The 22850-nt window shown below is 43.8% G+C and carries 20 protein-coding genes; 11 read left to right on the forward strand and 9 right to left on the reverse strand.

The genetic code is table 11. From position 1 onward, the window contains the following. The first annotated feature begins 15 nt into the window (after positions 1–15). The 5 genes from QLH32_RS06870 to adeK all read left to right on the forward strand — a co-directional run bounded on the left by QLH32_RS06870 (position 16) and on the right by adeK (position 8789). Positions 16–2085 (forward strand): site-specific recombinase, encoded by a 2070-nt coding sequence (locus QLH32_RS06870; RefSeq protein ID WP_283268816.1) that lies wholly within the window; start codon positions 16–18, stop codon positions 2083–2085. Positions 2086–2237: 152 nt separating this feature from the next. Continuing rightward, positions 2238–2888, forward strand: coding sequence for a phosphatase PAP2 family protein (locus QLH32_RS06875; RefSeq protein WP_279959411.1), 651 nt, complete (start codon positions 2238–2240; stop codon positions 2886–2888). After that, positions 2875–4137 (forward strand): efflux RND transporter periplasmic adaptor subunit, encoded by a 1263-nt coding sequence (locus tag QLH32_RS06880; RefSeq protein WP_283268817.1) that lies wholly within the window; start codon positions 2875–2877, stop codon positions 4135–4137. The genes QLH32_RS06875 and QLH32_RS06880 overlap by 14 nt, the downstream gene beginning before the upstream one ends. Positions 4138–4149: 12 nt before the next feature. Further along, the gene (adeJ, locus tag QLH32_RS06885; RefSeq protein WP_283268818.1) at positions 4150–7323 is read left to right on the forward strand and encodes a multidrug efflux RND transporter permease subunit AdeJ; all 3174 of its coding nucleotides are present in this window, start codon (positions 4150–4152) and stop codon (positions 7321–7323) included. 5 nt (positions 7324–7328) lie between these two features. After that, positions 7329–8789: a multidrug efflux RND transporter AdeIJK outer membrane channel subunit AdeK gene (gene adeK / locus QLH32_RS06890; protein ID WP_267982210.1), complete on the forward strand. Its 1461-nt coding sequence runs from the start codon at positions 7329–7331 to the stop codon at positions 8787–8789. Between the two features lie 43 nt (positions 8790–8832). On the opposite strand, the gene QLH32_RS06895 is transcribed toward adeK, so the two are convergent. The 3 genes from QLH32_RS06895 to QLH32_RS19820 all read right to left on the reverse strand — a co-directional run bounded on the left by QLH32_RS06895 (position 8833) and on the right by QLH32_RS19820 (position 11639). Beyond that, positions 8833–9489 (reverse strand): response regulator transcription factor, encoded by a 657-nt coding sequence (locus QLH32_RS06895; RefSeq protein ID WP_283268819.1) that lies wholly within the window; start codon positions 9487–9489, stop codon positions 8833–8835. Between the two features lie 6 nt (positions 9490–9495). Then, positions 9496–10875: a sensor histidine kinase gene (locus QLH32_RS06900; protein ID WP_349307090.1), complete on the reverse strand. Its 1380-nt coding sequence runs from the start codon at positions 10873–10875 to the stop codon at positions 9496–9498. Positions 10876–11015: 140 nt separating this feature from the next. Beyond that, entirely contained in the window at positions 11016–11639 is a 624-nt protein-coding gene (locus QLH32_RS19820) for a hypothetical protein (RefSeq protein ID WP_349307085.1), read from the reverse strand. Between the two features lie 179 nt (positions 11640–11818). Between QLH32_RS19820 and QLH32_RS06905 the strand changes: the two genes are divergently transcribed. The 3 genes from QLH32_RS06905 (at position 11819) to QLH32_RS06915 (ending at position 14898) form a co-directional block, all read left to right on the forward strand. Next, positions 11819–13966 (forward strand): hypothetical protein, encoded by a 2148-nt coding sequence (locus QLH32_RS06905; RefSeq protein WP_283268821.1) that lies wholly within the window; start codon positions 11819–11821, stop codon positions 13964–13966. A gap of 135 nt (positions 13967–14101) precedes the next feature. Next, complete coding sequence (locus QLH32_RS06910) at positions 14102–14452, forward strand: YbjQ family protein (RefSeq protein ID WP_283268822.1); 351 nt, start codon at positions 14102–14104, stop codon at positions 14450–14452. 8 nt (positions 14453–14460) lie between these two features. Continuing rightward, complete coding sequence (locus QLH32_RS06915) at positions 14461–14898, forward strand: YbjQ family protein (protein WP_283268823.1); 438 nt, start codon at positions 14461–14463, stop codon at positions 14896–14898. Between the two features lie 19 nt (positions 14899–14917). On the opposite strand, the gene QLH32_RS06920 is transcribed toward QLH32_RS06915, so the two are convergent. From QLH32_RS06920 to QLH32_RS06930, 3 genes are all read right to left on the reverse strand, one after another. Then, complete coding sequence (locus tag QLH32_RS06920) at positions 14918–15724, reverse strand: SDR family NAD(P)-dependent oxidoreductase (protein ID WP_283268824.1); 807 nt, start codon at positions 15722–15724, stop codon at positions 14918–14920. Between the two features lie 12 nt (positions 15725–15736). Continuing rightward, the gene (locus QLH32_RS06925; protein ID WP_279959404.1) at positions 15737–16399 is read right to left on the reverse strand and encodes a hypothetical protein; all 663 of its coding nucleotides are present in this window, start codon (positions 16397–16399) and stop codon (positions 15737–15739) included. Positions 16400–16516: 117 nt separating this feature from the next. Beyond that, entirely contained in the window at positions 16517–17197 is a 681-nt protein-coding gene (locus QLH32_RS06930; protein ID WP_283268825.1) for a hypothetical protein, read from the reverse strand. A 201-nt stretch (positions 17198–17398) separates the two neighbouring features. Between QLH32_RS06930 and QLH32_RS06935 the strand changes: the two genes are divergently transcribed. Continuing rightward, positions 17399–20296, forward strand: a complete 2898-nt coding sequence (locus tag QLH32_RS06935) for a valine--tRNA ligase (protein WP_283268826.1) — start codon at positions 17399–17401, stop codon at positions 20294–20296. A gap of 62 nt (positions 20297–20358) precedes the next feature. Here the strand turns inward: QLH32_RS06935 and QLH32_RS06940 are convergent, their stop codons facing one another. Together QLH32_RS06940 and QLH32_RS06945 are read right to left on the reverse strand one after the other, a co-directional pair. After that, positions 20359–20826 carry a hypothetical protein gene (locus QLH32_RS06940; RefSeq protein WP_283268828.1) on the reverse strand — a complete coding sequence of 156 codons (468 nt, stop codon included), beginning with the start codon at positions 20824–20826 and terminating at the stop codon, positions 20359–20361. Between the two features lie 117 nt (positions 20827–20943). Then, positions 20944–21315 carry an endonuclease domain-containing protein gene (locus QLH32_RS06945; protein ID WP_283268830.1) on the reverse strand — a complete coding sequence of 124 codons (372 nt, stop codon included), beginning with the start codon at positions 21313–21315 and terminating at the stop codon, positions 20944–20946. A 313-nt stretch (positions 21316–21628) separates the two neighbouring features. Here QLH32_RS06945 and QLH32_RS06950 point away from each other — a divergent pair, with 313 nt between their 5' ends. Both QLH32_RS06950 and QLH32_RS06955 read left to right on the forward strand, forming a co-directional pair. After that, the gene (locus QLH32_RS06950) at positions 21629–21901 is read left to right on the forward strand and encodes a type II toxin-antitoxin system Phd/YefM family antitoxin (RefSeq protein WP_267982190.1); all 273 of its coding nucleotides are present in this window, start codon (positions 21629–21631) and stop codon (positions 21899–21901) included. Further along, on the forward strand, positions 21895–22329 hold the full coding sequence (locus QLH32_RS06955) for a type II toxin-antitoxin system VapC family toxin (protein WP_283268831.1): 435 nt from the start codon (positions 21895–21897) through the stop codon (positions 22327–22329). The genes QLH32_RS06950 and QLH32_RS06955 overlap by 7 nt, the downstream gene beginning before the upstream one ends. Here the strand turns inward: QLH32_RS06955 and QLH32_RS06960 are convergent. After that, positions 22303–22662, reverse strand: a complete 360-nt coding sequence (locus tag QLH32_RS06960) for a DUF6176 family protein (RefSeq protein WP_279959398.1) — start codon at positions 22660–22662, stop codon at positions 22303–22305. The genes QLH32_RS06955 and QLH32_RS06960 overlap by 27 nt on opposite strands. Between the last annotated feature and the right edge of the window lie 188 nt (positions 22663–22850).

Here is a 22850-nt window from a genome sequence, read left to right on the forward strand (position 1 = left end):
TTTTTCTGAGTGCCTATGCATTTAAATTTATCTGATTTATTTTTAAAAATGCAGGAACAGCTTGACCATCCTGAAGCTGTTCCTGAAAGTCTTCTTGCCAATGAGCAGATCCTCATTGAACTGGTCAACTGCATACGACCAAAAAAACCGAATGATGCTGAAGAAGTCAAACAGCGAATTCATGCATTGATCAAAATTCTTTTGCTGACTCCCACTTCAGCAACTTTACTCCAGAATTTCCTGCTCAAGCTGATCAGCCAGTACAAACAGATCAGCCTCTATGCCGACAGCGGCATTCTTTCGCTGGATGGTTTCTGGAATCAGCTTGGGCAACGTCTTGGCGCACATTTCCTGCCTTTAGTGGAGGATGGCAACCAGCTTAAAACCCTCGTTGGCAAAGTCTTTCATGAGCAAAGTGATGGAGAATGGCTGGACCTGATCGAAAATCAGGACTGGATTACCCTCTTCAACCTGATTGGTGAAAGCCAAAGCAACACGAATGAAAAACAGGTGTGTAAAACTGACCTGATCAAGGCCATTACCGTGTTGTCCTATCGGATTAGTGGTATTGGTCTGTATCCAGAATTTATTAATGCACAACCCGACATTATTGAATATGAGTCACCTTTTCTGGTTCAGAACCGTGAAATTGTAGAGTTCATTGAAAAGTATAAACAGCAGATGCACCAGCAGGATACAGTTGCGGTTCTTGCTCCTCCCGATGCGTCACAGGCCTTTGTGATGCTGGACCAATGCCGTGAGGTTGTGCTCAAGATCCGTCGGGCAACCAAGCGCATTGGGGTCAGTATCAGCCTGACCTATTTATTGTCCTTACTGGAGCAGGCGCTTGACCGCATTGAATTATTGCTTGGTTTGCTTGCCAGTAAAAATGATTTCCACTATATCGCACTGGGACAGTTAATTACTGACCTGACCCAGGCCCATTATGATGAAAAAAGTGTTCGTCACCTGTTAAATTCAACCAGTGAATTGATTGCCCTGCAAGTCACCGAAAATGCCAGTAAAACAGGTGAACATTATGTAAGTACCGATAAAAAAGGCTTTTTCGGCATGTATAAGGCGGCGGCAGGTGCAGGCGCAATTATTGCCGTCATGGCCACCTTGAAAATTTTAACGACCCGCCTGGTACTTGCTCCATTTATGCATGCATTTTTATATAGCATGAATTATGGTCTAGGTTTCATGCTGATCCATGTGCTGCATTTTACGGTTGCAACCAAACAACCTGCGATGACAGCCGCGGCACTTGCGGCAACGGTACAGCAGCAGAAAGGCAGTAAAACGGCCCAGATTGCTGAACTGGCGGCTTTGATTATCAATATTATCCGAACTCAATTCATTGCAATTCTGGGGAATATTTCAATCGCCATTCCTGTAGCGGCCTTAATTACCTTTTTATGGCAGTACAATCTGGGGGAACCGTTACTTTCCCCTATTAAGGCAGCCAAGACACTACATGATTTAAATCCATTTACTTCGCTGGCTATCCCCCATGCGGCAATTGCGGGTGTCTGTTTATTTCTTTCAGGCCTGATTGCGGGCTATTTCGATAATCTGGCAGTCTACCGAAAGGTTGGCCCCCGTCTAAAACAGCACCGCCGCCTAAAACGCTGGATGGGACAGGCACGACTAGACAAGTTTGCCAACTATATTGAAACCAATCTCGGGGCTTTGGCAGGTAACTTCCTGTTCGGGATTATGCTGGGAAGTATGGGAACCATCGGTTTTATTTTAGGCCTGCCGCTGGATATCCGTCATATTGCCTTTGCATCCGCCAATTTCATTCAGGGCTTAATGACAGTGAGCGGCACACCTGACCTTGGTTTAATCATCGTGTCATTTTTGGGCGTTATGTTGATTGGTCTCACCAACCTGTTTGTCAGCTTTACCCTGACGATTATTGTCGCGTTGCGTGCGCGTCGTGTTCGCTTCTCACAGTGGAAACCCTTGGCTAAATTGGTCATCACCCATTTCCTGACCCGACCAAGTGATTTCTTCTGGCCACCAAAACAACCTGTTGAAGTGGAAGAGCAAAACACGACTGAGCAAAAAATGAGACATTAATCAAATTTTGTTATGTTTTTTTACTGAACCTTAAAAAAACATGAAAATGAAATTATCATAAAATTTCAAGACTTGACCAAAAGTGTACTCGCAAGTACACTTTCAAACACTCGACAACCCTGAACAATGGTTAAGCAAATAATGAGGTTCGCATGCCGTACCTACTGCTTTGTATTGGTTGCTTTTTTTTAGGACTCGGTGTGTTTGGGCTGGTTTGTCTCGATACATCGACTTTAGACCTTTTGAGTGTTCAAGCTTTATTTGAACACCGTTCGTTTGTGCTTAACCAGGTGACCATTCTGCTTTCTCGACTGGGTGGAATGCCATTTTTATTATTTTTAACCACATTTTTGTGTATTTATCAAACTTGGATTAAAAACTATAAGAATGCAATTTTTATCGCTTTAAGTGTGGGTGGAAGTATTGTGATTGGTTGGCTTCTGAAATGGGGCATTGATCGACCAAGACCCCTAGAATTTTATCACCTGATTCAAAGTTATGGCGCATCTTTCCCAAGTGCCCATAGCCTATATGCTGCGACCCTTGCGAGTATGTTCATGTTGCTGTACAGCACACATAAATACCGTAACAGCGTCATTTTAGTATCTACTTTATGGTTTGTTTTCATGGGGATATCTAGAATTTATGCAGGGGTTCACTACCCAACCGATGTATTGGCAGGTTGGGGAATCGGGTTGATTTGGACTTCGTTGCTTTGGTTTTGGCTGTATCAAGGCAATTTCAGCAACAATTTGTTTTTAGATAAAAAATCTAAATTGAGGTGGAATAATGATGTCAGCTAAGCTTTGGGCTCCTGCCCTCACTGCTTGCGCATTGGCAACAAGCATTGCGCTTGTTGGTTGTAGCAAAGACCCTAAAGATGCACAGCAAGCCGCTGCTGCTCAAAAAATGCCCCCTCCTGAAGTCGGTGTCATTGTTGCACAACCGCAAAGTGTAGAACAAAGTGTGGAACTTTCTGGGCGGACCTCCGCCTATCAGGTTTCAGAAGTACGTCCACAAACAGGTGGTGTCATTTTAAAGCGCTTATTTGCTGAAGGCAGTTATGTCCAGGCAGGTCAGGCGCTTTATGAAATTGACGCCAATACCAACCGTGCAAGCGCAGACAGCGCCCGTGCGACCTTATTGCGCCAGCAAGCAAACCTAAATGCATTACGCGTTAAAGAGGGACGTTATCGTCAGTTGGTTGGCACCAATGCGGTTTCCAAGCAGGAATATGATGATATTCATGCCCAGGTCCTGTTGGCTGAAGCCGATGTGGCAGCCTCTCAGGCGGCATTGAAAAATGCTGAGATCACTTTGGGCTATTCTACTGTACGTGCGCCAATCTCAGGCCAGTCCAGCCGTTCTTCGGTAACAGCTGGTGCGTTGGTGACAGCGAATCAGGCTGATCCTTTGGTCACGATTCAACAGCTTAACCCGATCTATGTTGATATTAACCAATCCAGTGCCGAAATGTTGCGCCTACGTCAACAGCTCAGCAAAGGCAGCCTGAACAACAGCAACAACACCCGTGTCAAGATTACGCTTGAAGATGGTTCCGACTATCCTGTTGAAGGCCAGTTGGCTTTCTCTGATGCCAGTGTCAATCCAGACACAGGTACAGTGACCTTGCGTGCGGTGTTCTCAAATCCAAACCACCTGTTGTTACCAGGCATGTATGCAACTGCCAAGATTTCACAGGGCATCATTCCAAATGCCTACCTGATTCCACAGGCGGCTGTGTCACGCCTGCCAACAGGACAGGCCATTGCCCTGGTTGTAAATGCGAAGAATATGGTTGAAGCGCGCCCAATCACAACGGTTGGTGTGAAAGCTCAGGACTGGATTGTCACGGATGGCTTACAGGCGGGTGACAAGATTGTGGTTGATGGTGTTGCCAAGGTTAAGGAAGGCCAGGAAGTTTCTGTAAAACCTTACCAGCCACAGGCAAAAGCACCACAAAGTCAAAATGCTGCACCGCCAGCAGCTGCTGAACAACAAAAGCAAGCCGATTCACCAAAAGCTGAACAAAAAGCTACTTCACAAGCTTAAGGGGTAGATTGCATGGCTCAATTTTTTATCCATCGCCCAATTTTTGCATGGGTGATTGCGTTGGTGATTATGCTGGCGGGTATTCTCTCGCTCAGCAAAATGCCAATTGCACAATATCCTACGGTTGCGCCACCGACGGTCACGATTTCCGCAACCTATCCAGGTGCATCGGCAGCAACAGTGGAAAATACCGTAACCCAGATCATTGAACAGCAGATGAATGGTCTGGATGGTTTGCGCTACATTTCATCAAACAGCTCTGGTAATGGTATGGCATCCATCCAGATTAACTTTAAGCAAGGGATTGATCCTGATATTGCCCAGGTTCAGGTACAGAACAAGTTGCAGTCCGCAACTGCGTTGCTGCCTGAAGATGTACAGCGCCAAGGGGTTAAGGTTTCCAAGTCAGGTGCAAGTTTCCTACAGGTTGTTGCATTTTATTCTCCTGATGGACGCTTATCCGATGCTGACATCAAGGACTATGTAAACTCAAGTATTGCTGAACCGCTTAGCCGTGTTCAGGGTGTGGGTGAGATTCAGGTGTTTGGTGGTTCATACGCCATGCGTATCTGGCTGGACCCTGCCAAATTAAGCAGCTTCAACCTAACACCAACGGATGTTGCAGCGGCAATTCGTGCCCAAAACGCTCAGGTTGCTGTGGGTCAGTTGGGTGGCGCACCGTCAATCAATGGTCAGGTTCTAAATGCGACTGTGACGGCACAAAGCCTGTTGCAGACACCAGAACAGTTTAAGCAGGTCTTCCTGAAAAACCTGCCATCAGGTGCAAAAGTTCGTTTAAACGATGTGGCACGTGTTGAGTTGGGTTCTGATACCTATCAGTTTAATACACAGTTCAATGGCAAGCCTGCGGCGGGTATCGCAATCCGTCTGGCAACAGGTGCCAATGCGCTGGATACTGCCGCAGCGGTTGAAAAGCGTTTAAGTGAACTTCGCAATAACTATCCAACAGGTCTGAAAGACCAGCTTGCGTTTGATACCACCCCATTTATCAAGCTTTCAATTGAAAGTGTGGTACATACCCTGCTTGAAGCGATTGCACTGGTATTCATCGTGATGTTCCTGTTCCTACAGAACTGGCGTGCAACGATTATTCCAACACTTGCTGTTCCTGTGGTGGTATTGGGTACATTTGCCATCATCAATATTTTCGGTTTTTCAATCAATACGCTCACCATGTTCGCAATGGTTCTTGCCATTGGTCTGCTGGTGGATGACGCGATTGTTGTGGTCGAAAACGTTGAGCGTGTCATGACCGAAGAACACGGTACACCTGTTGAAGCGACTGAAAAGTCGATGAAACAGATTTCTGGTGCCCTGATGGGGATTACCAGCGTACTGAGTGCGGTATTTATTCCAATGGCATTCTTTGATGGCACAACGGGGGTGATTTACCGTCAGTTCTCCATCACGCTTGTGACTGCAATGGTGTTGTCACTGATCGTTGCATTGACATTTACGCCAGCACTATGTGCGACCATCCTTAAACAGCATGATCCGAACAAGGAACAAAGCAACAATATCTTTGCCCGTTTCTTTAGATGGTTCAACCGTACATTTGATCGTATTTCACATGGCTATCAGGGCGGTGTAGACCGCATGATTCACCATAAAGTGTTTTCTGGTATTCTGTATGCGGTCGTAATCGCTGCGCTTGCATTCCTGTTCCCAAAACTTCCATCTTCGTTCCTGCCTGATGAAGATCAGGGCGTGGTGTTGACGCTTGTACAGCTTCCACCAAATGCAACCCTAAGCCGTACTGATGCAGTACTGGATACCATGACCCATTTCTTCATGGAAAAAGAAAAGGATACAGTGGAGTCTATCTTTACTGTCGCTGGTTTCTCTTTTACGGGGATGGGACAAAACGCGGGTCTGGCGTTTGTGAAGTTGAAAGACTGGAAAGACCGTACCACGGCTGAGACAAAAATTGGTTCTATTATCCAGCGTGGTATGGCACTGAACATGATTGTCAAGGATGCGTCATACATCATGCCGTTACAGCTTCCAGCCATGCCTGAACTGGGTGTCACCGCTGGCTTTAACCTACAGTTAAAAGATGTGAGTGGTCAGGGCCACGAGAAGCTGATTGCAGCACGTAACACCATCCTCGGTTTGGCATCCCAAGACAAGCGTCTGATGGGCGTACGTCCAAATGGTCAGGAAGATACACCACAGTATCAGATTGATGTTGATCAGGCGCAGGCGGGTGCAATGGGTGTCAGTGTCGCTGATATTAACAGCACCATGGGCATTGCCTGGGGTGGTTCATACATCAATGACTTCATTGATCGTGGACGCGTGAAAAAAGTCTATGTGCAGGGTGAAGCCAATGCCCGTATGATGCCTGAAGACCTGAACCAATGGTATGTACGTAACAACAAAGGCGAAATGGTTCCGTTCTCTGCATTTGCAACTGGCAAATGGACCTATGGTTCACCACGTCTTGAACGTTATAACGGCGTATCATCCGTCAATATTCAGGGTACGCCTGCCCCAGGTGTAAGTTCTGGCGACTCCATGAAAGCCATGGAAGAAATCATCCAGAAATTACCATCCATGGGCTTGCAGGGCTTTGACTATGAATGGACAGGTTTGTCACTGGAAGAACGTGACTCTGGCGCTCAAGCTCCGTTCTTGTATGCCCTCTCCCTTTTGATTGTATTCTTATGCTTGGCGGCACTGTACGAAAGCTGGTCAATTCCATTCTCGGTATTACTTGTAGTGCCGTTAGGGATTATTGGTGCGGTGATTCTGACGTTCCTGGGCATGGTATTGTTTAAGAATCCAAACTTATCCAATAACATCTATTTCCAGGTTGCCATGATTGCGGTGATTGGTCTTTCGGCTAAGAATGCGATCCTGATTGTTGAATTCGCAAAAGAATTACAGGAAAAAGGTGAAGAGTTGCTTGAAGCAACCCTGCATGCATCCAAAATGCGTCTACGTCCAATTATCATGACCACACTAGCGTTCGGCTTTGGTGTCTTGCCATTGGCGCTTGCAAGCGGTGCGGGTGCGGGTAGCCAGCACTCAGTTGGTTATGGTGTATTGGGTGGTGTCATTTCCTCAACACTTTTAGGTATCTTCTTCATCCCTGTATTCTTCGTGTGGATTCGTAGTATCTTTAAGTACAAACCTAAAACTTTAAATACTCAGGAGCATTGATCGTGATGCAAACTGTATGGTCTATTTCCAGTCGTGGCATTGCAATCTCTGCACTCGCGCTGTCTTTGGCTGCCTGCCAAAGCATGCGCGGGCCAGAGCCTGTTGTGAACACAGATATTCCTGAAAGCTTTGCCTCTTATGGCAAGTCTTCTGGAACATCAATCGCTGAACAGGGTTACAAAGATTTCTTTGCTGACCAGCGTTTACTGCAAGTGATTGATATGGCACTTGCCAACAACCGTGACTTGCGTACGGCTGTCCTCAACATTCAAAAAGCGCAGCAACAATACCAAATCTCAGAAAACAACAGATTGCCAACCATTGGTGTCGGGGGTGGCGCAACTCGACAGGTATCCCCTAGCCATGATCCAAACAATCCTTATTCGACTTATCAAGTGGGTATACCACAAACAACGTATGAGTTGGATTTTTGGGGCCGTGTTGCCAGCTTAAAAGATGCGGCACTGGACAGCTACCTTGCGACACAGAGTGCGCGTGATGCCACACAAATTAGTTTAATCAGCCAGATCACTCAGGTTTGGTTAAATTATTCATATGCAAGCGCACAGTTGAAACTTGCGGATCAAACCCTCAAGGCACAGCAAGACTCGTTTAACCTGAACAAGAAACGTTTCGATGTGGGCATTGATAGTGAGATTCCATTACGTCAGGCGCAAATTTCGGTTGAAACCGCACGTAATGATGTTGCCAACTATAAAACGCAAATCGCACAAGCACAAAACTTGTTAAATTTACTTGTTGGACAAACAGTTCCTCAAAACTTATTGCCACAACAGCAAATTTCTCAAATTACCAAACAAAGTGCTTTAAGTGCTGGTTTGCCAAGTGATTTGCTCAATAATCGTCCAGATATCAAGGCGGCTGAATATCAACTCAGTGCCGCTGGTGCAAATATTGGTGCAGCCAAAGCACAACTCTACCCGACGATTAGCCTGACAGGTTCGGCAGGTTATGCTTCAACAGATTTGAGCAACCTTTTTAAGGCGGGTAATGCAGCCTGGTCAATTGGGCCAAATATCAGCTTGCCAATCTTCGATTGGGGTACACGTAAAGCCAACATCAAGATTTCAGAGACTGATCAGAAAATTGCCTTGGCAAACTATGAAAAGTCAGTTCAATCTGCTTTCCGTGAAGTGAATGATGCCTTGGCAACCCGTGCCAACATTGGTGACCGTTTAACCGCGCAACGCCGTTTGGTGGATGCAACCAACACTACCTATAAGCTGTCTAACGCCCGTTTCCGTGCAGGTATTGATAGTTATTTAACCGTGTTGGATGCCCAGCGTTCAGCGTATTCGGCTGAGCAAGGTTTACTGCTGTTACAGCAGGCAAACCTGAACAACCAGGTTGAGCTTTACAAAACATTGGGTGGTGGTTTAAAGGCCAATACCAGTGATACGGTAACACCGCAACCCTCTAGTGCTGAAATACATGCTGCACAATAAACCTTAAATAAAATGTACCATCTATAGCCATCTCCCGAGATGGCTATTTTATTTTAAGCCCGACTGAATAATAATTTAATCCCAAATGATTGGCATATTGTGCCGCTTCGGCACGCGATGAAATTCCCAGTTTATGGTAAATCGACTTAATATGACTTGCGACGGTACTTTCCGCAATCTCCAGCTGTTTTGCCACCTCACCATTGCGTAAACCCTGACCAATATAAAGTAATACCTGTTTTTCCCTCTCGGTTAAATTATGCTCTATGGTGGCCACAGATCGGGTGGACTGGAAATGGGCCATCAAACGGCGGGCAATCGAGGGGGATAATGCAGGAATTCCTAAACGTAACTGTCTTAGTTGATGAATAATCAATTCCTTGGGTTGTTCCTTGACTAAGTAGCCCTCTGCTCCCCCTGCCAATGCATTGACAATATGTAGGTCATCACCCAGTACACTCATCACCACACATTGCGTATCAGGATGACGCTGGCGTAGATAGCTTAACACTTCAATTCCCGAACCATCGGGCAAACCCAGATCAATCAGTGCAATCTGAAATTGCTGATCCAAACAGATCGACAGCCCCTCCTTGACCGAATTTGCCACTTTAATCCTTGCATCAGGAAAAGCATCTACAATAACGGTCTGCAACCATTGCCGTGTTTCCAAACTATCCTCAACAACCAGAATATGCATTTGTGATTATTCCCTATTTGAGCCAAGTGGCAACTTCATATCAATCAACAACCCCTGTTGATTGAGGAATTGTATTTCTCCCCCCAATAGTTGCACCCTTGTCTGCATATTGGTTAAACCTTGTCCCTGTCCTATTTTAAGATCAGCTAAACCCTGCCCATCATCCTGAACCTGCAACAATAAAAACTGGGTTTCAATCCGAATTTTAATTTTGAGATGTTGGGCATAAGCATGACGGATACAGTTATTGGTCGCTTCACGTAGAATTGAACGTAGCCCATGAATCATCTCCAGACTCATGGCTTGCTGTACATTGCCTGTCATTGACCAATCCAACTGAATATCTGCCAATGTCAGACGTTCGGCAATTTCAGCTCGGATATTGATCAATAACTCCTCAAAGCATATTCCACCCGACATACTATGATTAATCACATCCCTTAAATCTGTCAGGGTATTACGAATCATATCGTCCTTACGCTGTGGTTGCTGGCTATGCAAGGCATTGACCAGTTGCGAACTGATATTGTCATGTAAATCCCGACGAATACGTTGACGTTCCTCGATCACACCCGCTTCATAAGCCATCTTCGCCTGTATCGCATAATCCAGCATCTCACAAAGCTCTGTTGCAATGGCAACATCATACTGTGAAAAAAGGCGACGTCCCTGCCCTGCATAGCCCAGTGTCACCGCATGCAGTTGTTGAATGGCGGGAATGTGCAACTGTAAACCCTGCTGTGCCAAAACTGGCGCTTCGGTATATATACCCTCGTCAACCTGCAAGGCGGCAAAGTTTTTCTGCAAAACTTCCTGCCAGAGCTGCTGTTGGTTTTGCTGTGCCGTTGCCAAGGTAACACCAATAATTTCACGGAATTGCAGCTCTCGCTTTGGGCTAAGATAGCCTAAAAACTTTTCCCAGATCCAGCCACGCAAAGGTAACCAGAGTATTCCACAAACAACCAAGGCCAAGGTCATGGAAATCTTTGGGGAGAGATTTAACAGGCTAATAAAGATAATATCGAGCAAGATTAAAAACACAATGGCAATCAGCAATAATAGGATTCTTCCCCACCAGATCCCAAGCTCAAATAAACGGTAACGTAAAATACCGAATGCCAAACCAATATAGACCAGTAAAAACAAGGTAAAGGCATAGCCCTGTAATGCTGAGGTGTCAAAACCAAATAAGGTGGGCAATAAGATAAACAGGACAAACAGGGATGTCCCCAATAGCCAGGACAATAAAAACCACTGCAAGGCAGCGCGCTCAAGCGGAGCATATTGGGAGAACCACCAATGTATTGCAGCGAGAACAAATGAGCAGAGCAAACCGAGCATCACTAAAAAGCGTCGGGCAAAGGTCATGGACTCAAACATGCCCATCTGCTGGGCGATAAACCAAAGCACAAAAATACCAATAACACCCACCCCCACCCAGTTGGGTGCGATACGGCGTGGGTAATATAAAAGCAAGGCAACAAAACTGGCGATAAATACACTACCACCAAAGAAATTTAGGTCACTCAGAAATTGAAATAATGTTGTGGGTAAGGCAATCTCTCTGGTGCTATAAATTCCAGCAAAACTGGAAAATACCAAGGTGCATATCCCTGATAATAATAGATAACGTGCTGCCAATTCATTTGATCGGAATGCGATACGGCCGCAGAAATCAACCATGCCACCACACCAACAATCAACTGCACCCAGAAAGCCAGATCAAATGTTTTTACTGGACGATGGGGCGTCACAGATATGGAATAGACCTGACCATTACCAAGCGTGAGTTCTAGTTTTTGCTGCCGCAACATATCTGCAATTTGTCCCTGCCTTTCCAGAAACTGGGCATAATTACGATAGGTTCCCATTGCACTGTCAGGTTCTGGTGCCAAATCCATCGGAATCAGGTCAATGGCTTGATTTGGTATGCTGATTCTTTTCAACACCTGACTTTTAGGACTCTCCATCGTTCCTGCTAAACTGGAATCCGTATCCAGTATCCTAATCTGCTCACCCACAATCCCTAGCTTTAAGCCCATATACGGCTGGTTAAAGCTCACCCATATCACAGCCCCCGACCACATGATTGCGAAAATCGCAGCCATAAATAAAATGGAAACAGGTGTAAACCTCGTCATTATTTTCATACTCGCGTCCCTACACACGACATTCCCTAAAAAGTTTTTTGCGATAGCTTTATTATTTTCCATTAAATTTGCCAAATATTCCTCCCCTGTTCAGAGGATAGTATTCTCCTTTATTTGATCCATAATAAAAAATACCTTAAAGAACAAAATCTTGCAAAACAAGGAAAAGGAGATCAGGAATGTCTATTAAAACTGGGAAAACATGGATACTTGCACCGCTAAGCTTGAGCATGATACTGACGTTAACAGGATGTTGGTTTGATGATGGTTCTTCAACAAGCAGTTCGAACTCAGCAAAAACTGATACACCTAAAGATGAGACACCTGCAAATACCACAACACTGACAGGAACAGCTGCGATTGGTGCACCTTTGGTTGGGGCAAATATCAGTTTAAACTGTGCTGGATATAATAAAAGCAATGCCACAACCACAGGCAATACAGGAAACTGGAACTTTGCTATACCTACAGCAAATTTACCTTGTGTTGTGAATGTGGCGGGAGGAACTGCCAATAATATTGCAAATACACAAAACCTATATGGTCTAAGTCTGGGCAATCAAACCAATGTCAATATCACACCACTTACCACACTGGCTTTGGCAGGTGCCTCCAATAATGCACTGGGTTTAAAACTGGAAGATTTATTCAAGGCGGCAAATATTGATTTCAGCAAGCTTGCTGCCCAAATTGATGCGGCGGTCAACAAGCTCAAAAATGACTTAACGGCACAAGGTTTTAACTATCCAGATATTGTGGATTTCAATCCATTTTTTACCGCTTTTAATCCTCAGGCAGGTAACAGTTACGATGACCTGCTTGAGGCGGTTATGGCCGCAATTCAGGCAGCCAACAGCAATCTGGCGGCATTGACCACAACCTATGCAACAGGAGGCGCATTACCTGCTGCAAGTACAGGCAACAATGGTGGCAACAACAATAATGGGGGTAATAACAACAATGGAAATAATAATGGCGGCACAACGACACCTACCAATGCGATTGGATTAGCCACATTTAATAATTACAGCACTGCCGATAATGAAGCTTTCTTTAACAGCGTAAAAGGAACCTACCCTGTTGCCATTTTCCGTGCACCAGCAGGAAAAGAAAGCCATATTGGCGAGGGTAGTCTTACCATCAGTGGCACAGCAGAAAACTGGTCATTACAACTTAAAGCGCATGATGGCACAGTGATTAACGCCTTAAATAATAAATCGGTAATCTATGGTGCATTGACTCCTGCTATCGGTAAGTTGTTTTTAAATAATGGAAATACCCCTGATAAACATATTAGTGTAGATGTAACCAATAGCGGTCAAATTACAGGTTGGGCAGGTGGTTTTGCTGAATATGGTTTCCGTAATAATATTCTAGGGTATGGTACAGTTGCACCAGAAGTCCTTAAACATCTTGCTGGGACTTGGCAAGGTGATTCACTTGCCAATACTTGCAATAAGCCAAAAATCACTGTCACGATTACAGCAGATGGTTCAGTGACTAATGCAGGAAAAGGCAATCTGAGTTGTGCAGATGCTTCTATTGAAAACAAATGGGATGGTAATGATGATTATATTACCTCCTCTATCGTCGATGTAGGTGGTTGGCAGAATGGCAAATGGGTCACTACATCAAAAACAGTGTATACCATTTATTTAGACCAAACCAAAGGTGGCGGCTCACAGGCACAAGGCGGAATCCGTTTAACAGTTGATCGCATAGACCAAAAACCTGAAAGCATTCAGGCCGCATCAACCTTATCTGGTTTTAGTGGTAATATTGAAACGGTGAATGCTATTCCTTTTAACCCAAATGCCGCGGCACGTACTGAACCCACTACCGAAGAACTGGCCGATAAAGCACGTTTGGATGGGAAGTCTGGTATTACAGCAATTGCTGCAAGTAATGTAACCACCAAAACTTACACCTATAGCAAGGCTGCAAATACTACAGGGATAACAATAGATGGTAATTTAATTAAGCTACAATTCAACTCCGACTCACTTTTAACCAGTAGTGAAGCTGGGAACTGGACTTTGGCATTTCCTGCAAAAGTAGGCACTTATGAATGTACCTCTACCCTAGAGCTCGCAAAATCATCTGGGGATAGTGCCTATCTGTCCCTAAACAATATAACGTTCCAATATGCTTCTGACAGCATAAATGCGCATAGTGGTAAATCAGAACGTAATACAGGTGGAGCATGCACAGTTACGGTACTTTCGGTTGGCAATACCATTGAAGGAAGCTTTTCTGGCAAACTTGTCGGTGTCTTAGGTGCACAATATACCGTGAGTCAAGGCTATTTCTCTGTCGTAAGACAATAATGTTTTAATTATTCAATTTTCAGCGGCCATCCCCATTGTTTTCATTTGGGATGGTCTTTTTTTATCTATAGAAGTTTCTTTCTTGCTCATCTTGATTTATCGTGAATTTACAATATAGAAATTACTTGAGGCAATATGTTACTCAGCAGCTTGGAATCTGTACCTGGCCATGAAATTTTACGTCAGCTTGATGTGGTGTATGGCAGCACTGTCCGCAGTAAGCACGTTGGTCGCGACCTGATGGCGGGTTTAAAAAATATCGTGGGCGGCGAACTGACGGGTTATACCGAACTTCTTGAGGAATCCCGTCAGGAAGCCACGCAACGCATGATCGACAAGGCACGCGGTTTAGATGCCAATGCGATTGTGGGGATTCGCTTTTCCACATCGAATATTGCCCAGGGCGCGTCCGAGCTTTTTGTATATGGTACGGCTGTCGTGGTTCAGCCTATAGCACCTAAACTTCCTGATCCATTTAGCGCTTAGGCATGTCTATGAGTGGATTAATTTTTCAGATCGTTATTTTTCTGATTCTTTTTTCAGTCGGTTGGGGTTTTGGTCGTCATATCGAACAAAAACATTTACGCGAACTGGATGAGAAAGAAAGGCAATTTGCCCATATCCGCATTGATACCAACCGCTTTGTTGAAACCTCAGCAAAAGGTCAATTGGTAAGCAGCAATGTGGTGATCTCACATGACTATTTTAAATATGTGCTTGCCACCATTAAAAACTTCTTTGGTGGTCGTCTCATCAGCTATGAGAGTGTGGTGGAACGGGCACGGCGTGAAGCAATGGTTCGGCTCAAGCAGGAAGCACACAGGATGGGTGCAAACCAGATCATGGGGGTTCGTCTCAGTACCACTGAACTGGGCATGCAAGGTGGCATGGTTGAAGTGTTTGCTTATGGTACAGCTATTTTAAATGAGTAAAAGGGAGCAAAAGCTCCTTTTACTTCACTTTGGTTTTACGAATCATTTTATACAATAGGCTTGGTGACAAACGGGACACCAATACGCCCAGTTGTTCTTTCTTCCCGCCGACAACCACATATTCATCGCCTGCCATCAAAGCCTCAACCACACGCTGGGCAAATACATCGGCATCCAAACCATTTTCAATGGCTTCGTCCTGATGCCCCTGTGGCTTACCCTCACCATTTAAGGCATTAAAAGAAACATTGGTTTTAACAAAGCCTGGAAAAACCACCGAAACCGCAACCCCATCTTTTGAAACCTCGGCACGAAGACTGTTCGCCCACATATGAATCGCCGCTTTGGCAGCTGAATAACTGGCACGATATTGTGTACCCAATAGGCCCGCCACACTGGAGACAAACACCACCCGACCAGACTTTTGTTTGAGGAATGTTGGTAACACAGTCTTGGTAAAGAACACCTGTGAAAAATAATCCACTTCCATGATGGCACGTTCAGTTTGCATGGTGGTGTCCTGAATCAGGGCACGCTGACTCAGACCTGCATTGTTGATGAGCCAGTCAATTCGACCTTTGCATGTCAAAACCTGTTCATGCGCATGACGTACCTGAGCTTCATCAGTAATATCTGCGGCAATTGAAACATGACGTTCTGGCTTGAATAAACCGACACGCACAGCTTCGAGTTCATCATAACGGCGTGAGGTCAGCACCACCTGCGCACCCTGCAAGGCACATTCCCTCGCCAGCGCCTTGCCCAAACCAGAAGAGGCGCCTGTAATCCATACCACTTTATTTTCAAGGTTTTTTAGCTTTGCCATATCAACGATCCTCTATGCCTGATGACGCATAAATTTTAAGAAGTAATCCACATAAATGACCGCAACCTGCTCATCCAGTTGAGTACCTAGTTTTTCCAAACGTTTATAGCCTAGATGTGTAGTCATGTTGATCACGCCATTGAGGGTTTTATCCACCACAAAATTGAACTTCAGGCATTTTTTCGGTTCACGAATTAAATGGGTCACGCCAACATCAATCACATCGGTCAGCAGTTTCAACGCATTCACCGTTTCATGACGGTCTCCACCAGCAAGCTTCTGGCTGGAGCTTTTCACCTGTTGTGCAAGCTGCTGTTCAATTGGATAGGTCATGTAAACCTTTTCATCTTCAAGCTGGATGGTTTTGGAGAGATATTCCACCAAAGGAACCAAACGGTCATTGCCAAAGAATGAAACTGACCACGGCATATATTTGCGAATGGCTTCCAGAATTTGTTGAATCACCTTTTCAGATTCACCCGTCTGGGAATAATGCTGGTTTTCCTGTAACAGCACCATAAAAACCTGTTCAATCACTTCACAAGCCATTTCTGAAAGGACATTCCCCAACGCATTTGCCTGACTTTCCTTATTGCCCTGTAATAACTGCGCTCGAATATGCGCAAATCTCGCGTATGTATCCGCATGAATATTTAAAAAAACGGCGGTGTTCATTCTAATTACCCTAATTCTTAGATTGCATAAAATAAGGGCTTGTTCAACAAGCCCTTATTTTTCCATCAAACTGTTTTATATCATTTTTGGCTTTCTACACGCCGAATTTACCATATTCTATTCCGCATCGACATGCATAAATGCCAAAAAATGGTTGACGCAATCCGTCGCAGCGTCTGTATCCACCTGATTTCCCATCTTTTCCAAACGTTTATAGCTCAGATGTGCCGTCATATTGATCACCCCATTCAGGGTTTTATCAACCACGGTATTAAAATTCAGGCACTTTTTCGGTTCACGAATCAGGTTGGTCACGCCCAAATCCACAATTTGAACCAGAGTCTGAAATACATCCACCATGTCACTGATTTCATTATTTTTCAGTTTTGTCACCAAAGCATGGGCCTGCTGTACCAGATGTCGATCAATCGGATAAGACACATAGACCTGTTCATCATGGTACTTAATCATATTGGAAAAATAGTTGGCAAAGGGACAGAGGCGTTCATTGCCAAACAATGCAATTGACCACGGCATGTATTTGCGCACCGCACCAATAATCTGCTGAATGACTTTTTCTGATTCTGCCGTATATTTTTGCGTGAGCTGTGTGGGCTGGCGATTCTGAATCAGCAAAACTGAAAAGACCTGCTCAACAATGTCGCAGGCGATTTCTGAAAGAACCTCCCCCAACACCCGCGACTGACTTTCATGTGTTCCAGCATTCAGTTGCTGGCGGATTGTTTCAAATTGTCCGTGTGTTGCTTCATTAATTTTCAATAAAATTGAATAACTCATCTGAACCATCCTTTTAGTTTTAGCATTCTTATATTGTTATTTTATGCATCTACATCTTTAATTATGTGATCCAATACACATAAATCTAACTTTTTTCCACTAAAAAACCAACGCATTTCGTCAGCTTTTTTAGATGAAAATCTTGGCGGTTTTTTTGCTACAATAGATCCAATTTTTTATTCAATTTTAATCTTCTGTACTATGACTGACGCTCAATCTGCTCAAAATATTGCAACCACTTACGATCCAACCGAGATCGAAAAGAAATGGTATCAAATCTGGGAACAACAGGGTTACTTCAAACCATCAGGTCAAGGTGAATCATTCTGTATCATGATTCCACCGCCAAACGTGACAGGTAGCCTGCACATGGGGCATGGTTTTAACAATGCCATCATGGATGCCCTGACCCGTTACAATCGTATGATGGGTAAAAACACCTTATGGCAACCAGGAACTGACCATGCGGGGATTGCAACGCAGATGGTGGTCGAGCGTCAACTCGGTTTGCAAGGTGTGACCCGTCATGACTTGGGTCGTGACAAGTTCATCGACAAAGTTTGGGAATGGAAAGAACAATCTGGCGGAACGATTACCAAGCAAATCCGTCGTTTAGGTTCATCTGTGGACTGGTCTCGTGAACGCTTCACCATGGATGAGGGCTTGTCCAATGCGGTAAAGGAAGTGTTTGTTCGTTTGCACGAAGATGGCTTGATCTATCGTGGCAAGCGTTTGGTGAACTGGGATCCAAAACTGCAAACTGCTCTTTCTGACCTTGAAGTTGAAAGCAAGGAAGAAAAAGGTTCATTGTGGCACTTTAAGTATTTCTTTGAAGATAAATCACTGAAAACCAAAGATGGCAATGACTACCTTGTGGTGGCAACCACACGTCCTGAAACCTTGCTTGGCGATACAGCGGTTGCAGTCCATCCAGAAGATGAACGTTATGCCCACCTGATTGGTAAAAATATCATTCTCCCAATTACAGGTCGTTTAGTGCCTGTTGTTGCCGATGAATATGTCGAAAAAGATTTCGGTACGGGCTGTGTGAAAATCACCCCAGCGCATGACTTCAATGACTATGAAGTGGGTAAACGCTGTAACTTAGCCATTATTAATATCTTTAATAAAAATGCAGAAGTGTTGGCTGAGTTTGAATATATCGCCAAAGCGGGTGAGCAAATTTCTCAATTGCTGCCTGCCCCTGCGGACTATATCGGCTTGGAGCGTTTTGCTGCCCGTAAAAAACTGGTTGAACAGGCGGAAGCTGAAAGCTGGCTGGACAAGATTGATCCGTATGACCTGAAAGCACCGCGCGGTGACCGTTCAGGTGTGATCGTTGAACCACTATTGACAGATCAATGGTATGTGAAGATTGCGCCACTTGCTGAGCCTGCAATTGAAGCGGTTCAGGATGGTCGAATCAAGTTTGTTCCAGAGCAATACACCAATATGTATATGTCATGGATGCGTGACATTCAGGACTGGTGTATTTCACGTCAACTGTGGTGGGGTCACCGTATTCCTGCCTGGTATGATGCCGAGGGCAATGTGTATGTGGGACGCAATGAAGAAGAAGTTCGTGCCAAAAACAACATCGCTGCTGACGTCGAATTAAATCAGGATGAAGATGTACTGGATACATGGTTCTCCTCTGCGCTTTGGACGTTCTCAACTTTAGGTTGGACTGGCGATGCACAGAAAGATGCAGCCAATGATTTCCTTAAAACATTCCACCCGACTGATGTGTTGGTGACAGGTTTTGACATCATCTTCTTCTGGGTTGCGCGTATGATCATGATGACCATGCACTTTATGAAAAATGAAGATGGTTCATCTCAGGTGCCATTCAAGACGGTTTACGTTCATGGCTTGGTACGTGATGGTGAAGGTCAGAAGATGTCGAAGTCCAAGGGCAATGTGCTTGATCCGTTAGACTTGATTGATGGTATTGATCTTGAAAGTCTGGTTGCCAAACGTACTACAGGTTTAATGAACCCAAAAGATGCGGCGAAGATTGAGAAATCAACCCGTAAGGAATTTCCAGACGGCATCAATGCCTATGGTACAGATGCGGTTCGTTTCACGTTCTGTGCGCTTGCCAATACGGGTCGTGACATCAAGTTCGACTTAAAACGTGTTGAAGGCTACCGTAATTTCTGTAACAAGATTTGGAACGCAACCCGTTTTGTATTGATGAATGTTGAGGGACAAACCGTTGGGCAGGAAGCACGCCCTGATCTTTGGGAACTTCCTGAACAATGGATCATCAGCCGTTTACAGAAAGCAGAAGCTGCGGTGCATCAAGCCTTTGCCACTTACCGTTTAGACCTTGCAGCGCAAGCAATCTATGACTTTATCTGGAATGAATACTGCGACTGGTATGTCGAGCTGACCAAGCCTGTGCTTAATGATGCCAATGTGTCAGAAGAACGTAAGGCAGAAGTTCGCCGTGTGTTGCTTGCAGTAATGGAAGCTTCTTTACGTTTGGCACATCCTTTAATGCCGTATTTGACTGAAGAAATCTGGCAAACCCTTGCGCCAATGTTGGGCAAAGGTGGCGCAACCATCATGACTGCACAATACCCTGTGCCTGATCAAGCGAAGATCAATGATCAAGCCGAAGCAGATATGCAGTGGTTACAAGGCTTGATTGGTGCGGTACGTAATATTCGTGGTGAAATGGGCTTGGGTAATGCACGTTTATTGCCTGTATTGCTGCAAAATATTTCTGATGCTGAACGTGAGCAAATCACCCGTATTGAAGCGTTATTCAAGGCATTGGCGAAAGTTGAAAGCCTGACTTTCCTGGCGCAAGGTGAAGAACCACCACTTTCCTCTTCAAGTGTTGTGGGTCATGCATCGGTATTTGTTCCAATGAAAGGATTGATTGATCCGAAAGCTGAGTTAGGCCGTTTGCAGAAAGACTTGGATAAAGTTCAAAAGCAACATGATCAAATTGCCAATAAACTTTCTAATGAAGGTTTCGTAGCGAAAGCACCAGCAGCCGTTGTTGAGGGTGAAAAAGTCAAATTGGCTGAGTTTGCTGATCAGTTAAGTAAAATTAAAGCAAGTATGGAGCAGATTGCTGCGCTTTGATTTATAGAAAGTAGTGAATACGTATGTTAAGTACGTATTCACTAACATTTTTCTGATTCCAACTATAAACTTGCTCTTTTATAAAAATCACTTTCTTTTAGAAATTCAGCATATTGCCTTAATTTCAAAAGTTGCTTTTCTCTAGGTTTTATCTGTAGCCAATCTCTAACATCCAAGAAAATATCATTTTCAATATCCCATATTTGCTTATAGCGAATATCAATCTTTTTTTGTCCATTAACAAATAATTGAAAGGTATTTTTAAGAAAACCATCTTTTTGATTTATAGTTAAACTCTCATCATCTAGGCGATACAACTCCCTATCAAATAAAAAGTATATAAACTCTCCATAACCCAGAATTGCCGCTAATTTCCTCTGTTTATCGACTTCAGCATAAAGCCCACATCCATTTGATGCTCGCTGATTTCGGGATATATTTGATCGTTCCAACTCTTTACTTACAAAGTTAAAGTAGTAAAGTTTATCTTCATGATCAATGCTTAAAAATATTATTGGGTTATTTTCCATTCGTTAATATCCGAATAAATTTAATATTCCTATGTTGCTGAATTCTATTAATACCACAAGGAGTAAATTTCTAACATAAATTCGATATATGATATTCCCTCTCCTCTCAGGAGAGGGTCAGGGAGAGGTCGGATTGGAAAGCTCGCAACATATATTCCATAAATCTCCCAAAACTGCTTCCGTATTTCTGAGCACATCATGATTCCAATATCGAATAACCTTGAAATCTAAAGCTTCTAAAAACTTAGTTCGTTCAGCATCATATTCAATCGCATCAGTTTTAGCATGCTGACCACCATCCAATTCAATCACCAAACCTAGTTCATGGCAGTAAAAATCCACAATATACGGCGCAATCACATGCTGGCGACGAAACTTTAGATTCATAAATCGTTTAGCGCGGAGTATCTGCCACATCAGGCTTTCTGCTTCTGTAGCATTTGTCCTCATGGTTTTAGCGAATATTAATAATTGTGGGTCTAATTTCATTTTTTATTTTCCATTTTAATTACCCTCACCCCAGCCCTCTCCCACAGGGAGAGGGAGAACAGCTAATTATATGCAAAAAATAATTAAAGTTGATGTTCCCTCTCCTTTTAGGAGATGAGGAACGATTGTAGTTCCGCAAGGGAGAGGTGCTTTTGCAGATTAAAGCGTACCTGTCCCACTCACCTTTTTATATGCTTTAAGCCTTTTCCCACTTCAACTGCTGCCTTAAATCAGTACAATCGGCATCTTATGCTTGCTAGACTCGCCTTACAAAATGTACAATTAAAATGTACATCTAAATAGGACAAATAATATGAACAACATTCCATTTAGCCAAGTCCGAGCCAATCTTGCACAACTGATACAACAAAGCAAACAAGGTCAACCGATTTTTATTTCACAACGAGGGCAAACCTCTGCGGTGCTATTATCTTTCAATGACTATCAAAAATTAGGCAATCAACCACAAACTCTTATGCAGGCATGGTCAGCATGGCATCAACAACATATACAAGATTTACAAAATGAGACTGATGATTTTCAGCCTGAACGCTCACAAGAACAGGGGCGAGATTTTTCATGGTAAATCCTACCCTCTCTCATATTAGCTACCTTTTAGATACCAACATCATTTCTGAATTAATCAAGCCACAACCCAATCAGCATATCATTTCGCAATTTCAACTGTATCAACATGAAATTGCGATTCCGAGCTTAGTTTGGCATGAACTTCGGTTTGGTTGGCTTAAAATGCCTCAAGGGCAACGTAAAGAAATGATTGGTTCTTTTTTACATGACATTGTCAGTCTGATTCCCATTCTTTCTTATCATGAATCTGCTGCCAAAATTCATGCTGAAATTCGCTTAGAAGCACAACAAAATGGGCTTAATCTTCCCTTTGCAGATGGACAGATTGCAGCAATCGCAATGGCTCAAGGCTTACCTTTAGTCACTCGTAATAGCAAAGACTTTCAAAATATTTCAGGTTTAAGGTTGGTCAATTGGTTTAGATAACCCGCATTTTTCCGTATTCTCCAAATCCAGCAACAACGTTGCATGATAGCCTTTTGCCCAATTTTGCTTAAACGCTTTATGCACCTGATCAATTGCAGCCGCACTTTGCTTCCCCACCGCAAAGGCATGTTCAATATCATCGGCCCGCATAAACACCATGAGAAAATCCTCACCCTCAATATTGACATGAAACCAAGATTCAAGGCTGACTCCCTCATGCTTTAAGGTGTCAATCGCCTCGTCTTTTCTTGCCGAAAGCTCATTTTTCCAAGCCTCAACATTTTCCATCACATCAGGTTTCAGCTTAATCAAACGCGCAACAACATCAGTCATTCTATTTCCCCTCTATAAAACTGTGCTCTTTTTAAGCAAATCGCACCACTTTTCACCAAAATTACAATTTAATTTCTAAATTGGTGCATTTTTTGCATTATAGATTTCATCAAATTAAGTTGTTCTGTTACAACTTAAGTTTTTAGATTTACTAAATCTATTTTGGTGCAAAAAACGAATCAAATATT

The organism is Acinetobacter corruptisaponis, from assembly GCF_030053775.1.
GTDB classification, from domain to species: domain Bacteria; phylum Pseudomonadota; class Gammaproteobacteria; order Pseudomonadales; family Moraxellaceae; genus Acinetobacter; species Acinetobacter corruptisaponis.

What these genes read in the sequence shown, in the direction of transcription:
- QLH32_RS06955 (WP_283268831.1), top strand. Translation starts at nt 21,895, where the DNA reads ATGGTAAATCCTACCCTCTCTCATATTAGCTACCTTTTAGATACCAAC.
- QLH32_RS06920 (WP_283268824.1), bottom strand. Translation starts at nt 15,724, where the DNA reads ATGGCAAAGCTAAAAAACCTTGAAAATAAAGTGGTATGGATTACAGGC.
- QLH32_RS06930 (WP_283268825.1), bottom strand. Translation starts at nt 17,197, where the DNA reads ATGAGTTATTCAATTTTATTGAAAATTAATGAAGCAACACACGGACAA.
- QLH32_RS06905 (WP_283268821.1), top strand. Translation starts at nt 11,819, where the DNA reads ATGTCTATTAAAACTGGGAAAACATGGATACTTGCACCGCTAAGCTTG.
- QLH32_RS06880 (WP_283268817.1), top strand. Translation starts at nt 2,875, where the DNA reads ATGATGTCAGCTAAGCTTTGGGCTCCTGCCCTCACTGCTTGCGCATTG.
- QLH32_RS06895 (WP_283268819.1), bottom strand. Translation starts at nt 9,489, where the DNA reads ATGCATATTCTGGTTGTTGAGGATAGTTTGGAAACACGGCAATGGTTG.
- QLH32_RS06960 (WP_279959398.1), bottom strand. Translation starts at nt 22,662, where the DNA reads ATGACTGATGTTGTTGCGCGTTTGATTAAGCTGAAACCTGATGTGATG.
- adeJ (WP_283268818.1), top strand. Translation starts at nt 4,150, where the DNA reads ATGGCTCAATTTTTTATCCATCGCCCAATTTTTGCATGGGTGATTGCG.
- QLH32_RS06870 (WP_283268816.1), top strand. Translation starts at nt 16, where the DNA reads ATGCATTTAAATTTATCTGATTTATTTTTAAAAATGCAGGAACAGCTT.
- QLH32_RS06945 (WP_283268830.1), bottom strand. Translation starts at nt 21,315, where the DNA reads ATGAAATTAGACCCACAATTATTAATATTCGCTAAAACCATGAGGACA.
- QLH32_RS06875 (WP_279959411.1), top strand. Translation starts at nt 2,238, where the DNA reads ATGCCGTACCTACTGCTTTGTATTGGTTGCTTTTTTTTAGGACTCGGT.
- QLH32_RS06940 (WP_283268828.1), bottom strand. Translation starts at nt 20,826, where the DNA reads ATGGAAAATAACCCAATAATATTTTTAAGCATTGATCATGAAGATAAA.
- QLH32_RS06925 (WP_279959404.1), bottom strand. Translation starts at nt 16,399, where the DNA reads ATGAACACCGCCGTTTTTTTAAATATTCATGCGGATACATACGCGAGA.
- QLH32_RS06950 (WP_267982190.1), top strand. Translation starts at nt 21,629, where the DNA reads ATGAACAACATTCCATTTAGCCAAGTCCGAGCCAATCTTGCACAACTG.
- adeK (WP_267982210.1), top strand. Translation starts at nt 7,329, where the DNA reads ATGCAAACTGTATGGTCTATTTCCAGTCGTGGCATTGCAATCTCTGCA.
- QLH32_RS06910 (WP_283268822.1), top strand. Translation starts at nt 14,102, where the DNA reads ATGTTACTCAGCAGCTTGGAATCTGTACCTGGCCATGAAATTTTACGT.
- QLH32_RS06935 (WP_283268826.1), top strand. Translation starts at nt 17,399, where the DNA reads ATGACTGACGCTCAATCTGCTCAAAATATTGCAACCACTTACGATCCA.
- QLH32_RS06900 (WP_349307090.1), bottom strand. Translation starts at nt 10,875, where the DNA reads ATGGGCATGTTTGAGTCCATGACCTTTGCCCGACGCTTTTTAGTGATG.
- QLH32_RS06915 (WP_283268823.1), top strand. Translation starts at nt 14,461, where the DNA reads ATGAGTGGATTAATTTTTCAGATCGTTATTTTTCTGATTCTTTTTTCA.
- QLH32_RS19820 (WP_349307085.1), bottom strand. Translation starts at nt 11,639, where the DNA reads ATGAAAATAATGACGAGGTTTACACCTGTTTCCATTTTATTTATGGCT.